The organism is Dyadobacter diqingensis (genome assembly GCF_024220585.1).
In the GTDB taxonomy this organism is placed as follows: Bacteria; Bacteroidota; Bacteroidia; order Cytophagales; family Spirosomataceae; genus Dyadobacter; species Dyadobacter diqingensis.
The window spans coordinates 1,224,357-1,240,366 of record NZ_JAMXKF010000001.1; the positions used below are offsets into that span (position 1 = coordinate 1,224,357).

A 16,010-nucleotide genomic window follows, 5' to 3' on the forward strand; every position below is an offset into this window, starting at 1 on the left:
ACTACGTAAACTTTAATGCAATTTTAAGTAGTTAGAAGGCCAAAAGTACTTAATATTGTGATCCAAAACTTTTAAAAAAATAGCACATGAATTTCACAAAATGGCAAGGATTTGGCAAAACTGCCTTAATCGCCTTATTTTCACTAGCCCTTACCGGAAACGAAGCACAAGCACAAAAAGGAAAATGGGTTAAGTTATTTGATGGCAAAACCACTACTGGCTGGCATAGCTGGCAGGAGTCTTCTGTCAATCCACAGTGGAAAATTGAAGATGGCGCCATTGTACTTGCTGAAAAAGGTGGCAAAGACCTGGTTACAGATAAGGAATACGGAGATTTCGAATTGGAATTGGAATGGAAGATCAGCGAAGGCGGTAACAGCGGTATTATCTATCACGTAGTTGAAGATAAGAAATATTGCTGCCCATACTCTACGGGTCCTGAAATTCAGATTCTTGACGATGTGAAACACCCTGACGCAAAAGCGGGTAAGGATGGGAACCACAAGTCAGCTTCACTTTATGACATGTTGCCTCCAAGCGATTTCACAGCGACAAAACCTGCCGGCGAATGGAACAAAGCCAAAGTGATCATCAAAAACGGTCATGGCGAAAGCTGGTTGAACGGCAAAAAACTAGTTGAATTCTCGACAATGGGTCCGGAATGGGAAAAACTGGTTGCCAACAGCAAGTTTAAAACCTGGAACGGTTTCGGTGTTTCGCAAAAAGGTAAAATTGCGTTGCAGGATCATGGCAACAAAGTGTCATTTAAAAACATCCGGATTAAAGAACTTTAATCATAAGTTCAACGATCCGGTCCAAAATTCACGGCTATAAACGCGCCTGACCGGCCAGTTTTTCAACCGTAAAAGAAGGGGTAAATAAGCGTGTGGTTCTTTTGACGATTTACTTCGGTGATATAAATCATCGTCGGTCAAAACCAGACCTTTATATACCCCTTCTTCTTTTTCCGTCAGATCAGAAAAAGGAAGTTCTTTAATAAGCTCCGGTTTCAATTTTGCCAGACGGTCTTTTAATAACCAGTCAGATCTGAATCGTTCCGTGGTTAAAGGCTTCGGCTGATAATTCCCTTCGGAAACCTCCTGCGCATATTGCAGATAAGCCTTTAACAATCTCGGGCCCTGATTGGCCGTTTGATCGGTCTGTAATTGTGATGGCCAGACACTGGTCACAAAGTATATTTTTTCTCTCGCACGGGTGACAGCCACATTCAGGCGATTTTCGCCGCCCTGGGAATTCAAACTGCCAAAATGAACAGAAAGTTTTCCTTTTTCGTCAGGTGCATAACCCATCGAAAAAATGATAATATCCCGTTCATCTCCCTGAACATTTTCAATATTTTTAACAAATAATCCTTCCGCCGTCACATGCTCCCGTTCCAGGATTTCCTGAATGAGCTGCTGCTGGTAGAAGTTAAAGGTTACAACGCCCAGACTTTTTCCCGTTGCACTCAGCCCTTTTACCAGTTCGACAACCTTTTCAGCTTCGACCAGATTGGTATTTTGTTTCCAGACTCCCTCTGTTTTTACATAATTTATCCCCGGTTCCTGTTTGTTGATCAGGTTAAAATCGGGTAACAAACGCAGCGAATTCTTATAAAAATGCTGATTTGAAAAGTCGATAAGGTCAAGGGACAGGCTTCGATAGTGCCCGGAAAGCTGATACTGATCAAGGCTTTGGGCAGCAAGATCCAGCAAAGATGCCACTTCCAACGCGATCGCAACGTCCTCCTCCTCTACCCTTTCCTCATAGCGCACCTTGTACAGGTCACTCGGCGAAAGCTGTTTACTATCACCCGCAACAACCAATTGCTTCCCCCTGAACGCAGCCGGCAAGCCATACTCCGCATAACACTGGGAGGCCTCATCGAAGATCACCAGATCAAAAAGTCCGGCTTCCATCGGAAATATTGCAGAAACAGCTTCGGGTGAAGCCATCCAGCACGGGATCAGAGAAAATACATCCTCAGAATGATTTTCAAGTAATTTCCGTATCGGCCAGATCTTCCTTTTTTTAGTAACCTGATGATTTAATTCACGGTAGGTTACCCGATTTCCAAGCCTGTTTTTTTCGATATTTTTGTAGGTCGTTTCTCTGAGTTTGATACCTGTGATGTCACGGCTCAAACCTTCTTTTTGCCCGATACTATCCTGCAATTGCTCTTCCCACTGCTGCATTTTAAGGGAAGTTACGGCGCGAAGTTCCGGATATTTATTCTCAATATGTTCAATCCATTCCAGCGCAATGCTGTTCTCGAATAGTCTTACAATCTCCTCGGAAAATGTATAACTCAACTTTTCACTTTTATCCAGAATCCTTTTGGAAGCAGACTGCTCATGCGAAGTCATTTCCAATCCAATCCGGTCCATTTCAACAAGAGAATCAAAATCCTTACGCAAAGAAGATAAAAGTTGGTCACTATACGATTCCGGGTCTGTCACCAGTTTTTCAATTTGTTCGGGCAACAAAAACGGACTCATCATCTCTTCCAACCGGTTCCACGACTTTACCCAGGCAGTCAGCTGGTCAATATACGTCGTAAATTCATGAACCGTTGCCGATTTTCTTGCCAGGTCAGCAATCACTTCATGCCAAGGCTTAATACCAGATCTTGAAACCGCATCAGAAGCTTTTTCAGCGGTCTGGAAAAATTGGATATGCTGCTGATCAAAAGAGGCATTAAATTCCAGATATTGATCGTCAAAATCCAGTAAAGGACTTGTCAGCCAGTTTTCCAGCTCCATCCGATTCCGGATACGTAAGTCGAGTTTTTCCAGATGTTCAGGAGAAGTGGTAAGGCCATTTTTATTACTCACCTCAGCCACCGCCGCTTTTTCACTTCCAAATAAACTCCACCAAACGGACGACACGGAGGATTGTTTTGCTTCAATCGCCTTCCTTAATTGTCCGCGAAAAACGGAAAGATCCGTGCGGTTCAGTGTCGACTCGATGCCATCTTCTGCAAAACCTTCAAGCGCATCGGTTGTCTGCCGGATAAACGCAAGACGCTCCGCGCTATTGATGCCAGAGAACAGGTACTTTTTGAAAAGAGTATAAGTGGTTTCCGTCTGGACCAGCTCTGCAATGTCAGATAACCTTTCCAGAATCTCACTCCTGTATTTAATATAATCAACAGAAAAAGGTCTGCCCGATATTTTCTCAAACTGCCGGCTTTGATGCAGATGGGCTTCCGGCCAGTCCGAAAGCATCCGCTCCATATTTCTCAGATCGCCGATACCATATTTTGCGAAACTACGCCGGTTGTACCAATCGTGTTTTTTGTCAAAACGTAGACTATAATTGGCAAATATTTTAAAACGCCGTTTGAAATCATCCCACTGGTCGAGCCGAAAAAAACGGTAAACATCCTTTAACGTCACGTACTCTCCTTTGGGATCACTGGTCAGGTATAGTTCCTTTACGGACACGCCCGACTCGTTTTCGTCAAATAAGGCTTTCCTGAAAGCATCCAGCTCGCCAACTGTCCGGTCAATCTGGCGGCTCTCCTGCGTAAATTGTCTTTCTAAAAAAACAGCATCCAGGCTATAATTCTGTTGCCGATACGATTCAACCTGTTCTATTTGCGTGGCAAATTGCCGGTAGAGTTCGGCTCTGTCATTTTTAAAGTCGTGGATAAGTCCAACAAAAGGATCCATTCCCACGGTTTTCAGACGCTGATAAACAACATCCAATGCCGCCCGTTTTTGACAAACCAGTAACACCCGTTTTCCCTGGGAGGCAAAATCGGCCATCAAGTTGCAAATCAATTGCGACTTCCCGCTTCCCGGAGGGCCTTGCACCACCACGGATTTGCCCGATTTCACAGATCGGATAATAGCCTCCTGCGACTCGTCAATTGCAAACGGCGTCAGTATTTGTTCTTCTCTTAAACTGGGGAAATCATTAACCGGCGGAAAAACCACGGTCTTCTCAACTTCGAATTCATCGCTTTCACCTTCCAGCAACAACATTTCGAGAGAATCCGCTTCGGACATTTCCAAAAGCCTGTCATAGTCCGGCACCAGGTAAGAGCCTGCCTGTGGAAAAATGCCCAGAACAGCCTCGGGATATAATTTCAGCTCTCCGTTTTTTTCTAAAAGCTGTAAGTCAGCACTTTTCTGTATATCAAATGGTTGGAGCCGGTCTTCAAAAAGTTGTTGATTAAAATTAATTCTAAGAGGAGTTTCTTTGAGCCACTCATAAAGCTGTGTTCTGAATTCCAGCATATCTTTTGAAAAATCCTCAAAAGATTTTTCAAGGATTTCATCTGAAACCACTGCCTCATTAAAATGCGCATAGGCCAGGGCAAGACTTCTGTTAAGAGTAACGCCGATGTCGTCCCGCTCAAACAAACACCACTGTTCACGATCGATGCGCAGCGTTACCGGGAAAAACAGTAAAGGCGCGTGAATCGGCGTACCATCAGAAAGTTTGCCTCTGACAAAAGGGTAACCAACATACAAATCTTTCGATCCCCTTTCCTCCTCAATGAAGTGCTCCGTCCTGGCAATTTTTCGCAGGCGTTTACTCACTTCATTGACCTTTTCAAAACGAGGATCCTGGATATCACAAACCGGTATCCTGGATTTCCTCTGTACCAGATTTTGAACAAATTCAAATGATGATTTTCCAAGGAGAAAATCCGTCTCGTGCAAATCCAGAAACTGCTCAGCAGGCAAACTCGTTAACAGAAGTGACTTGTTGCGCGTACTGAGATTGGTCAGACGTTTTAAATATGCTTTTAGGATGCGGTTCATAGCGTTTAAAACGATCCTTACCCGCTAACTATTGGATACCATCTCCTCAACCTCCTCTTTTTTCTCCGGAAAAATAACCGATGCCAGAATACTCACGGCAAGAATCCCCAAAATAATATACAGAGAGTACACGGTTTCAAAACCCATTGCTTCCAGTGGCTTATGTGCAAGCATTTTCCCTCCGATGAATACAAGGAGTACACCAAGTCCGTATTTCAGGAAGCGGAATAATCCCATAATGTTGCTTAGGAAAAAGAACATCGAACGAAGTCCCATGATGGCAAAAATATTGGAAAAGAAAACAACGTAAGGATCTTTTGTTACCGAGAATACGGCCGGAACCGAATCCACTGCAAAAATCAAGTCGGTAAATTCAACAATTAAAACCACAACAAAAAGCGGCGTAACAAGCCATTTCCCCTTTTTCAGTACAAAGAAATGTTCGTAAACATAACGTGGGAAAACAGGAAGGTATTTCGACGCGAATTTAACAACCGGGTGCTTGGCAGGATCGATCTTCTCATCGCCGTCGCCTTCAAAGAATATTTTACCACCCTGATAAACCAGTAATAATCCAAAAATATAGATAATCCACTCAAAACGCTGGATAAGTGCGGATCCGACGAAGATAAATACAAAACGCATGAGGATGGCACCTAAAACACCCCAGAAAAGCACTTTTTTGAAGTATTTGGCACGCACACCAAAAGATGAGAATATTAGAATGATGACAAAAATATTATCGACCGAAAGCGCATATTCGAGGAGATATCCCGTGATAAATTCCAGCGACATGTTTTTCCTGTATATTTCAAGGCTTTCTTCGAAGTTTCCGGGGATCAGTTCTAAGTGTGGTGCATACTTGGATTTAATCCCTTCCAGTTGTTCGTAATTAACGACACCATGCACCAAATCACCGTGCGTGTTTATCACGAGGTAAAAAACCAGCGCCAATGCAATCCAGGCAACCGTCCAGCCGGCAGCTTCGCCAAACTTTACAACGTGATCTTTACGATTGAAGACTCCCAAATCCAAAAGGAGCATGATGCTTATCACAAGAAGGAAACCTCCAAAAAACAGAACTTCGCTAGAAAACATGAAAATTTATTTTTAATTAAATCAGGATAAAGTCCGGAATAAAGATGCAAGTCTCGATCCGATAAGTAAGAAATCTGATAGCCAGTATCTCTTCGCTGTACAAAGGTAATCAAAAATTGAAGTAAGGGGCTGAAATAGGACAAACGGTCGCTGGTATAATTTCCAAGCTTGAAAATTGGGAGGTGCGGATGTGGTTTTCTCCTCTCATCACCCCGACTTTTTATCTTTTTAACCATTTTATTAGAAAACCTGCCGAGATCAATTCGGGTTTAACTAAAATACCAGGCCAAAATCACCGGAAAATTTTCGACAGGAAACAAAAAAACGCCCATTTCCACATATCAGCTGCTTTGGTTCGAAAAAAAGTTTAATTTTTTTTCAGCGTTAACTATCATGATTTACAATTTGTTAATAAAATCTTCATCTTTTTTCCAAAAATATTTTCTCTCAGCACTTGCGTTGTATACCCTCTCTGACTACCTTTGCACCACGTTAATCAAACAACGAAACACCAGAAACGCAGAAGTAGCTCAGCTGGTAGAGCGCAACCTTGCCAAGGTTGAGGTCGCGAGTTCGAACCTCGTCTTCTGCTCAGAGATATCAAGCACCGGAAACGGTGCTTTTTCTCATAAAAGCCGACAAACTTGTTTGAAGGCGGGCCAATGCCGGGGTGGTGGAACTGGTAGACACGCAGGACTTAAAATCCTGTGAGCCGAAACGCTCGTACGGGTTCGATTCCCGTCCCCGGTACTGATTACGAAGGAGTTGCGAGCAATCGCGACTCTTTTTTTTATTTTTGTCAATTCCTGGATCAGTCCGAAAATTTGGGGGGAATCTAAAAAAGCATTTGTTTTGCGCTGAATCAATTTGAATAGCATTGCACCGCGGCGGCGGACCGCGAGTCTTATCTAACCTTAGTCCGCTTCCTGTTACCCGAAGGAATTCTCAATTATTTCGAACTTTCCAAAATTGTTGAAGGTCTTACAGGTCTAAACATTTATTTGGAAGAAAAGAACTTTCCTCTTGCTAAGTATAAAGATCAAAAATTAGAATCCAAAGGTTTTTACCTGAGATATACATTCAGGATGTACCGATTCGTAATCAGCGTGTTACGCTATGTATTAAGCGCAGACGTTGGGAAGTTAAAGACACAGGAAAGATTATAAGCAGAGATTGGAATTTGGTGCAGCAGGGAACGCGAATGACAAAGGAATTCGCGGATTTTTTAAAACCGGGCCGCCGGGCGGGGATGTATTGATAATCATCCGGTAAGCTGCTCTCAGTTAGCCAGATATTTCCATCTGGACGGTAAACAATTTCAACAACAGTATAAAGACCATATCGGCGATTATAAGGATTGGGATCAGCGGGAACATGCGTCGGAGTGGCTATTATACTCACAAAACATAGGCCCGTATTTGAGTATTGATGAAACCTCACTTTTCAATGGCGAGCTTTATACGATTGTAACCAACAAAGCGGCAAAGGGTCGAAAAGGCTTATTATTAGCAATGGTTAAGGGTGCCGAAGCGGCATCAGTAATCGAAATTTTGCGAAAAATATCCAGACTTGTCCGTAGCAAAGTGCGTGAAGTGACTTTGGATATGGCCGCTAACATGGGCCGCCGCCGCGCGGAATGATTGTAAGCCAGTGTTTCCCCAAAGCGTCTAAGGTTATTGACCGCTTCCATGTTCAGAAACTAGCGTTTGATGCTGTTCAGGAGATTAGAATAAAACACCGCTGGGAAGCCCTGGATCAGGAGAATCAGGCCATTGAAGCTGCAAAACAAGCTGGTTTGCCCTATAAACCAGAAACGCTTGTCAACGGCGATACATTAAAACAGTTGCTGGTTAGAAGTCGATATTTATTATTTAAAAGTTCTGAAAAATGGACTGCTTCACAGATACAGCGATCACGGCTGCTCTTCGAGCGCTATCCATTAATTGAACAAGCCTATCAACTCGCAACAGGGCTAGGGACGATTTTTAGAACTTGCAAATCCAAAGAGCAGGCTTTTAAAAAGCTCGCACTTTGGTACAATACTGTCGAAGATTGTGCCCTTGATTCATTTAAAACCGTTGCGAGGTCTATCCAGGCACACTATCTAAATATTTTAAACTTCTTTAATACATAGAAGTACGAATGCATCTGCCGAATCCTTTAATGCGAAAATTAAGACTTTTAGATCTTCATCCAGGGGAGTTAGAGATATTCCTTTTTTCTTATTCAGGTTGACTAAACTTTATGCGTAGATTCCCCACAACTTTTCAGCTTGATCCCTTTAGATATGGCTACTAACATGAGCGACCGTCGCTGCGATTAATCGTGAGCCAATGTTTTCCCAAAGCATCCAAAGTTATCGACAGGTTTCATGTTCAGAAACCACCTTATGATGCCGTTCAGAAGATCAGAATAAAACATCGCGGGGAAGCTCTGGATCTGGAAAATCAAGCTATCGAAGCTGCTAAACAGGTAAGCATCCCCCTACAAACCGGAAACACCTGCTAATGGAAATACATTAAAACAATTACTGGTCAATATCTATTATTTAAAAGTTCTGGCAAATGGACGGTCTCCACAAGTACAGCGTTCAAGATTACTTTTTGAACGTCATCTGCTCATTCACCAGGCTTGCCAAATAGCAACGGGGTTGGCAACAATTTTCAGAACCTGTAAATCAAAAGAGCAGGTCTTTAAAAAGCTTACGCTTTGGTATAATACTGTTGAAGATTACGGTCTGAATTGATTCAAAACCGCTATCTGGTCAATTCAAACGCACATTTTGAGATAGCAAAGAAGAACACACGGTCCGAAAACAGTGGTTTTTTGTTTAGTGTAAATTGGTATATCAATGCCTTAATATTTAACTCGTACCTCCCCTGTTGCCGTTCGATACAACGCACCATTTTCAAGTCCGGCTGCTTTGGCAGCTTCATTGTTCGAGTATTCAGGTAAAGATGGAGCCGTTATAGCTCCCTTCAGATTACTTTTTCCTTCAACGAAAATATCTCCTTTAATCATACCTCCATCCGAAGATAGATAGAGCTCTGAAACTCCGGAAAGCTTACCAATTAATACCCTGTTATTCGAGTAATTAAGCACTCCATTAACGCGTGTAACTGCGGTCCCTCCCGGACTATAAAATGAATTGTCCGATACAATCACGCCCGATTGAGTTGTACTGTAAACACCATTTAATGCCTCAATTGCATTTCCCGTAATAATATTATCATTTGATTCATTATAAATTCCGTATTCCGGCAGCTGTCTTATTCTGTTATTCGAAATTATATTGGTCCCACCACCTCCGGTGAGCTTAATTGCATGACTATGTTTGGGAATTAAAGCACTAATTACAGCTGTTGCATTAGTAGTTCGCTGCTTTACCGTTTCACCCACTGTAAACTTACCCGATGTTACCTGAATGATAATTTTGCTCGATTTCTGGTCAAATCCAGCCAAATATCCAACCGCACCGGAACTAGATCCCACTACCCCATGCGTATTGATATCAGGTGCCGCAATAAACTTACCAAAACTATTAGTTACTTTACCAATAAAAGGGAGTAAATCAAGAGAATTACATAACAATAAATTTCCCCGGATTGTGTTAAATGCATTTCCCCCCGCTTTCGAAATTATTTCAATGCAATTACTCTCACCATCGAATAATGCCTTTGACTCTATGCCTACATATGGATTAAGTGTACTATTTAGAATTTGATTTTCTCCACCTCCTCCTGTCAGATTATTGCTATATATTGCAGCTCGTTTTGCACCTTCTAATTTACAATTGACAAAGATATTTTTATCACACGGGCCTAACATTTCAACGCTGTATTTCCCCCCATCACTCTCCATACCATCAATGACAAAGAAACGGCAATTATTAAGTCTTAACAATGCATTTACTTGGCCCGCCCCATATGCTTGTCCATTGTGATAGTTATTTTTCATATACACTGAATATCCACCAGGCACTTTTGTTGCTTCTGCTCCTATTTCGATACCACAATCCTCGCCGCCCATAAACATGCAATCGTAGATTTTTAGGGAAACAATTTCCGTCCCGTAAAGTATCCTCCTCGCCGTATTGGCTCTAAATTCGATATTCTGAATTGTGATATAATTATCCTTGGCCTGCCCTGAGGGAGCACCCGTATTAATGACGAACATATCCCCGGCAAAACCTACTTTACCAAAAATTTGGGTACGCCCAACCCCTGCGCCCTCCATAATTACCTTAAAATACCACTTCGGCGCTTTACTTACCGCTTTGTAGTTTACTTGTTTTCCTACATAGTAAACTCCATTTGCAAATTTCAGTATTGCCCCAGTAACAGGCACAGCGTTCATCATTTTTTGAATCGCATCCGCATCATCGTTCTCATCATTTGGATTTGCACCAAACCATTCTGGCCGCAGACATCCACTATCGTCCCTCAAATATCTCCGTTTTCCTGAAATAATCACCATACTGCTATCATCCGGCGATTTGCTATTGGGATCATATCTAAATGTACCTGACCTCAGCCCTTCATTTACATAAACAACCGTAGCAGTATCTGCAATCCCCCTTCTCAATTCTTTTTGAGTTACAAAAGGAATTCGCTTGGAGGCCATATCTGTAATGGAATTCAACGTACTCTGGAAATCTTCCGACACCAAGGCTTGCTTCTCCTTCCTCATGCGTTCGATTTTCCAACGCACCTTTTTCTCCGGCGATAATGTGTCCGGGACTTGTGCAAATCCAGAAAAAGCAATAGTAGCTAGAAGTAAAATTAGTGTTTGTCCTCTCATAATGAATCGTTTTAAGTGTGTCCCTTAAGTACCCAGGTTAATACACAACGTAAAAAAAGTACTTGATAAGATAATTTTTTCTTAAATCCTTCGTCTCTTGCCCTAAAAATTGAACCCGCTCACTTTCATTCTGAAGAAAAATTGCAAATTGCCCGCTACGTTATCGGTTGCGGGGTTTCTTTGATAAACATTATACAGTTAACCTAAGATTTCATTTTTTTTTGCCCCTCTTTATCCTATATTTGATATTTTTCAAATTCCAACGAAGCGAACTATCTTACGATTGGATAGCTTTCGAACGCTGCGTCATCGTTTTGCGAACTGATTGTTATGAAAGTATCTACCTCTGAACCTTTTAAAATAATATATTCCATCCTGGATCATGAGTATCTCGGCTACATATTCGAGTCATTTGTAGTCCAACTCAATGCTCAGGGTGACTTTTCCTATCAGATACAAAATATTTCTTCAAAAAATATAGAAGAATTCAGCGCCGGGCTTGATTCCACCGATTTTGAACTTGTAAGTCTTATCGATGATATTCAGCAGGACACGATTTTAAAGAAATTCAATACCAAAAAACTGTCTCCGGTCGATTTTTTCCTGAAAATATACGACGCACAAAAAGGAGATAAAGTTATTCAGGAAGCCATCAGCGCTTATTTAGAAAACAGCAAGGCTCGTATTTTAGCTAAGCTGGCCGGCAAAGATCTTTTCATCATGGGAAGTGACGGTAATCCGCTTTGGAAATCCGTGGAGTGGGAAACTGAAAAAGCGACCATCCGTTTTCATTTCATGCGAAATGAAGACAACACGCACTACTTTCCGGCGATTAAGCACAACGGCCAAAAACTGGATTTTCAATATAAAAATGCCATCATTCTTTGCGAGGAACCCGCCTGGCTTGTTGTGGACGGTCATTTGTATCACTTCGAAGGGAACGTAGATGGGAAGAAAATCAAGCCGTTTTTGGCAAAGAAATTCATTGCGATTCCGCGTAAAGTTGAGGAAACCTATTACGAACGTTTCGTTGCGCCACTTATAGCCTCTTATGATGTCGTTTCCCGTGGTTTCGACATCAGGAATATCTCTACGGCACCGAAACCGGTTCTGACCATCACAGACACGGCTGTGAAAAGTAAAAACACACCCGCCCTGCTATTTGCAGAAGCGGATTCGGAAGATAATACGGCTACAGACTATGACGACGGCGAGGTTTCTTTCCGTATTGCTTTTCAATATGGGACCTATACTTTCCCTTTTGACAGTTTCGCGAGCCCGTCAAGTGTGTTCATGGACAAAAAGGGAGACGACTATATTTTTTACAAAGTCAAACGTGACATTCCGACTGAACGCCATAACCTCAATCAGCTTAAAGAATGGGGCTTGAACATCCGCAACGGACAGACGCTGATGCCCAAATCTCAGGCATTTGGGTGGTTGCAAAGCACTGCCAAAACTTTATCTGAGAACGGTTTTATCCTTAGACAAAATACTGCTGATGTAAAACGCTACTTTCTCGGCTATTCTTCACTTGATGTTTCTATTGAAGAGGGTCGCGACTGGTTTGACATCAATGCGCGTGTTCAGTTTGGTGAATATGAAATTCCCTTTATTCAGCTCAGAAATTATATTCTTAATCAGAAAAAAGAATTTACACTTCCAAACGGAGAAATTGCGGTAATACCGGAATGGTGGTTCACCAAATATTCGGAGCTATTCGCATTTTCGGAACATGACAGTACCAGCGATGACATCCGTTTGCGCATGCACCATCTGGCACTTGTTCAGGAATTAAAGGAGGAAAGTCTTGCGACTACCATTATTAGTCATAAACTGGAACGGCTGCGCGACTTTAATCAGATTGAACCGACCAATGCACCGAAAAATTTCAAAGGGACACTTCGCCCCTATCAAAAAGCGGGTTACGACTGGCTTCAGTTCTTAAATCAGTACCGGTTTGGAGGCTGTCTGGCTGATGATATGGGTTTAGGTAAAACCGTGCAAACACTCGCCTTTTTACAATCCCAAAAAGAAGCAGGAATCAAAGAGCCATCACTGCTGATTATGCCGACTTCGCTTCTGTACAACTGGGCGCTTGAAGCGAAAAGGTTTACACCTAAATTGAAAGTAATGCTTTACACGGGCACTTACCGTGAAAAAAATACGGAACAATTTGAAGGTTTTGACTTAATTCTCACGTCATATGGCATTGTCAGGCTGGACATTGATTTCATTCAATTGTTCCGGTTCAATTATGTGATATTGGATGAATCCCAGGCCATCAAAAATCCGGCATCGATTATTACCAAGGCCGTCAGAAAATTGAATTCCGCGAACAGACTTATCCTGACAGGTACCCCGATTGAAAACAGTACGATGGATTTATGGTCGCAGATGTCGTTTGTCAATCCGGGACTGCTTGGAAGCCAGACTTTTTTCCGTGACGAATTTCAGATTCCGATTGAGAAAAAGAACGATGAAGAAAAATCGAAGCGGCTGTATAATTTAATCAAACCATTCATTTTGCGCCGTCACAAGTCTCAGGTCGCCACTGATCTTCCTGAAAAAGTGGAAAGTATTCAATACTGTGAAATGTCTGAGGAACAGGAAAAAGCTTACGAAGAAGCTAAGGCCTATTATCGCAATCTTATCCTGCAAAGCATTGATTCGGAAGGAATTTCAAAATCTCAGCTGGTGGTTTTACAAGGCCTTACTAAATTACGGCAGCTGGCTAACCATCCCAAAATGGTCGATCCGGACTATGCGGATGGATCAGGGAAGTTTGAAGATGTGCTTCACAAGATGGAAACAGCCATCAGCGAAAACCATAAAATACTGATATTCAGCCAGTACATAAAACATCTTGATTTATTCAGGGCTTATCTCGATAAAGGAAAAGTAACCTACGCCTATCTGGATGGTTCGACAAAAGATCGTCAAGCCGAGGTGGAAAATTTCCAGAACGACGAAAACATTAAAATATTCCTGATTTCATTGAAAGCAGGCGGGCTTGGCCTGAATCTCACTGCCGCGGATTACGTATTTATTCTCGATCCCTGGTGGAATCCAGCTATCGAGGCACAGGCTGTAGACAGGGCACACCGCATCGGACAGGACAGAACGGTATTTACTTATAAATTTATAACGAAAAACTCTGTCGAAGAAAAAATTCTTGCCTTGCAGCGTACCAAAAAACAGCTGGCGGATGACCTGATCTCGAATGAGGACGGATTTATTAAGTCACTTTCAAGAGAAGATGTTTTATCGCTGCTTGAATAAGTATTCAAACAGCACCGCATAAAAAATGCCCTGAAAACGATCGCTTTCAGGGCATTTTTTATGCGTAATCAATTTATTCTTAGTTCAAAAGAGCCGTAGTTTCGCGGGTAATTAACGCCTCACGGTCAGGGCCTGTTGAAATAAATGTTATTGGCAACTGAAGCTCAGCTTCAAGGAACTTCACATAAGCAAGTAGCTCTTCCGGGATCGCATCAAAATCACGGATTCCATCAAGAGATGTTTGCCATCCTGCAAAATCTTTGTAAACCGGCTCAACTGTATCGTCACATAAGTCGTACGGAAGCTGATCGGTCAAAGTTCCGTCTGGCAAACGATAGTTTGTACAAACACGGATTGTATCAAAAACTGTAAGTACGTCCACTTTCATCATGATCAGCTGCGTTACACCGTTGATCATAATCGCGTATTTCAAAGCTGGCAGATCCAACCATCCACAACGACGCGGACGACCAGTTGTAGCTCCGAATTCACGACCTTCCTGTCTCATTTTCTCGCCTGTTTCTTCAAGCAGTTCTGTTGGGAAAGGTCCGCTTCCTACACGTGTACAATAAGCTTTGAAGATACCGAATACTTCTCCAACAGCGCTTGGTGCAATACCAAGACCTGTGCAGGCACCGGCAGCCATTGTCGTAGAGCTTGTTACAAATGGATAAGAACCAAAGTCGATATCAAGTAAAGAACCCTGTGCACCCTCAGCCAAAACCGTTTTTCCCTCTGCAATCGCATCGTTGATAAGGTACTCGCTGTCAACCAAAGTAAACTGCTTCATAAATTCAACCGCAGCGAAGAAATTTTCTTCCGCCTTAGGAAGCACCTCAGCATAATCGAATGAATAAAAGTCAAGAATTACTTTGTGCGCATCAACAAGTTTTTTGTACTTATCAGCAAAATTAGGAGAAAGAACATCTCCCACACGCAATCCAAGACGCGCAACTTTATCCTGATAAGCAGGCCCGATTCCACGAAGTGTTGAACCGATTTTCGAATCACCTTTCGAGCGTTCGTAAGCTGCATCAAGCAAAGCATGCGTTGGCAAAATCAACGATGCTTTTTTAGAAATGAACAAATTGCCAGCCAAATCAAGGTTGTATTTAGCAAGATTTTCAATTTCTCTTTTAAAAACGATGGCGTCTAAAACGACCCCGTTTCCGATAATGTTCTGGATTTCGCTACGAAAAATACCGGATGGAATTTGGTGCAAAACATGCTTAATACCATCAAATTCCAAGGTATGTCCCGCGTTAGGGCCGCCCTGAAATCTTGCTACTACCTGATAACGTGGTGCGAGAACATCCACAATTTTACCCTTACCTTCATCTCCCCACTGGAGACCAAGCAATACGTCAACTTTCATCCAATAAATGGTTATTAAAAACTATTATTTGCTAAAATGATAAGGCGTAACAAACCATAAAATGTCTGTTACGCCTTATCGAAACCTACTCTCTTATTTCATGTCCCTCGGAAACTTCCTCGGAAATTTCTTTCCGGTTCTGGCAATTTTCTTTTGTGCAGTTGCCGTAGAAGATCAGGGAATGATGAAGTACACTGAAGTTAAGCATCTCGCCTACCATATTCTGGATAGACTGGATCCGTGGATCGCAAAACTCCATTACTTTATGACAATCCGTACAAATTAAGTGATCATGCTGCTTGTTTCCGTACGATTTTTCGAACTGTGCCAGATTCTTTCCAAACTGGTGTTTGGTTACAAGATCACAGTCTACAAGTACGTCCAGGGTATTATACACCGTTGCACGACTAACACGATAACGTTTGTTTTTCATGCTGATATAGAGTTCATCTACATCAAAATGGTCCTCACGGGTATAGATTTCTTCCAATATCGCAAACCTTTCAGGGGTCTTGCGAAGTCCTTTATTTTCGAGGTAAGCCGTCAGAATTTTCTTGGCGGCTTCAAAATTTGGTTTGCTGGCTTGTGGCATATCTTTTGAAAATCTTGCGCAAATTACGTGCTTTTTTTCTTAAATCACAGTGGCAATTATGCAGCGGTAGTCATTTGAAGCTTTCATG

The 16,010-nt window shown here is 42.2% G+C and carries 12 protein-coding genes and 2 tRNA genes; 9 read left to right on the forward strand and 5 right to left on the reverse strand.

Annotation, left to right across the window (positions count from 1 at the left end; translation table 11 throughout):
* Positions 1-86 precede the first annotated feature (86 nt).
* The gene (locus M1L62_RS04910) at positions 87-794 is read left to right on the forward strand and encodes a 3-keto-disaccharide hydrolase (RefSeq protein WP_254411889.1); all 708 of its coding nucleotides are present in this window, start codon (positions 87-89) and stop codon (positions 792-794) included.
* Here M1L62_RS04910 and M1L62_RS04915 read toward each other — a convergent pair whose 3' ends face one another.
* A complete protein-coding gene (locus M1L62_RS04915) occupies positions 795-4,775 on the reverse strand; it encodes an AAA domain-containing protein (RefSeq protein ID WP_254411890.1) in 3,981 nt (1,326 codons plus the stop codon).
* Positions 4,776-4,799: 24 nt separating this feature from the next.
* On the reverse strand, positions 4,800-5,873 hold the full coding sequence (locus M1L62_RS04920) for a TerC/Alx family metal homeostasis membrane protein (protein WP_254411891.1): 1,074 nt from the start codon (positions 5,871-5,873) through the stop codon (positions 4,800-4,802).
* Positions 5,874-6,392: 519 nt separating this feature from the next.
* Here M1L62_RS04920 and M1L62_RS04925 point away from each other — a divergent pair.
* From M1L62_RS04925 to M1L62_RS04945, 7 genes are all read left to right on the forward strand, one after another.
* A tRNA-Gly gene (locus M1L62_RS04925) sits at positions 6,393-6,465 on the forward strand.
* 72 nt (positions 6,466-6,537) lie between these two features.
* Positions 6,538-6,623: transfer RNA gene (locus tag M1L62_RS04930), tRNA-Leu, on the forward strand.
* Between the two features lie 343 nt (positions 6,624-6,966).
* A complete protein-coding gene (locus M1L62_RS29800) occupies positions 6,967-7,131 on the forward strand; it encodes an ISAon1 family transposase N-terminal region protein (protein ID WP_445439642.1) in 165 nt (54 codons plus the stop codon).
* 160 nt (positions 7,132-7,291) lie between these two features.
* Positions 7,292-7,513 (forward strand): transposase, encoded by a 222-nt coding sequence (locus tag M1L62_RS29700; protein WP_374760290.1) that lies wholly within the window; start codon positions 7,292-7,294, stop codon positions 7,511-7,513.
* Positions 7,510-8,007, forward strand: coding sequence for an ISAon1 family transposase (locus tag M1L62_RS29705; protein WP_374760291.1), 498 nt, complete (start codon positions 7,510-7,512; stop codon positions 8,005-8,007). Before M1L62_RS29700 ends, M1L62_RS29705 begins: the two co-directional genes overlap by 4 nt.
* A gap of 37 nt (positions 8,008-8,044) precedes the next feature.
* Entirely contained in the window at positions 8,045-8,125 is an 81-nt protein-coding gene (locus tag M1L62_RS29710; protein WP_374760296.1) for a hypothetical protein, read from the forward strand.
* A gap of 73 nt (positions 8,126-8,198) precedes the next feature.
* Positions 8,199-8,381 carry a transposase gene (locus tag M1L62_RS04945; RefSeq protein WP_254411892.1) on the forward strand — a complete coding sequence of 61 codons (183 nt, stop codon included), beginning with the start codon at positions 8,199-8,201 and terminating at the stop codon, positions 8,379-8,381.
* Between the two features lie 348 nt (positions 8,382-8,729).
* On the opposite strand, the gene M1L62_RS04950 is transcribed toward M1L62_RS04945, so the two are convergent.
* Positions 8,730-10,673 (reverse strand): hypothetical protein, encoded by a 1,944-nt coding sequence (locus M1L62_RS04950; protein WP_254411893.1) that lies wholly within the window; start codon positions 10,671-10,673, stop codon positions 8,730-8,732.
* 330 nt (positions 10,674-11,003) lie between these two features.
* Between M1L62_RS04950 and M1L62_RS04955 the strand changes: the two genes are divergently transcribed.
* The gene (locus M1L62_RS04955) at positions 11,004-13,955 is read left to right on the forward strand and encodes a DEAD/DEAH box helicase (RefSeq protein WP_254411894.1); all 2,952 of its coding nucleotides are present in this window, start codon (positions 11,004-11,006) and stop codon (positions 13,953-13,955) included.
* A 79-nt stretch (positions 13,956-14,034) separates the two neighbouring features.
* Here M1L62_RS04955 and M1L62_RS04960 read toward each other — a convergent pair whose 3' ends face one another.
* The gene (locus M1L62_RS04960) at positions 14,035-15,330 is read right to left on the reverse strand and encodes an adenylosuccinate synthase (protein ID WP_254411895.1); all 1,296 of its coding nucleotides are present in this window, start codon (positions 15,328-15,330) and stop codon (positions 14,035-14,037) included.
* Positions 15,331-15,415: 85 nt separating this feature from the next.
* Positions 15,416-15,922: a Fur family transcriptional regulator gene (locus M1L62_RS04965; RefSeq protein WP_254411896.1), complete on the reverse strand. Its 507-nt coding sequence runs from the start codon at positions 15,920-15,922 to the stop codon at positions 15,416-15,418.
* Between the last annotated feature and the right edge of the window lie 88 nt (positions 15,923-16,010).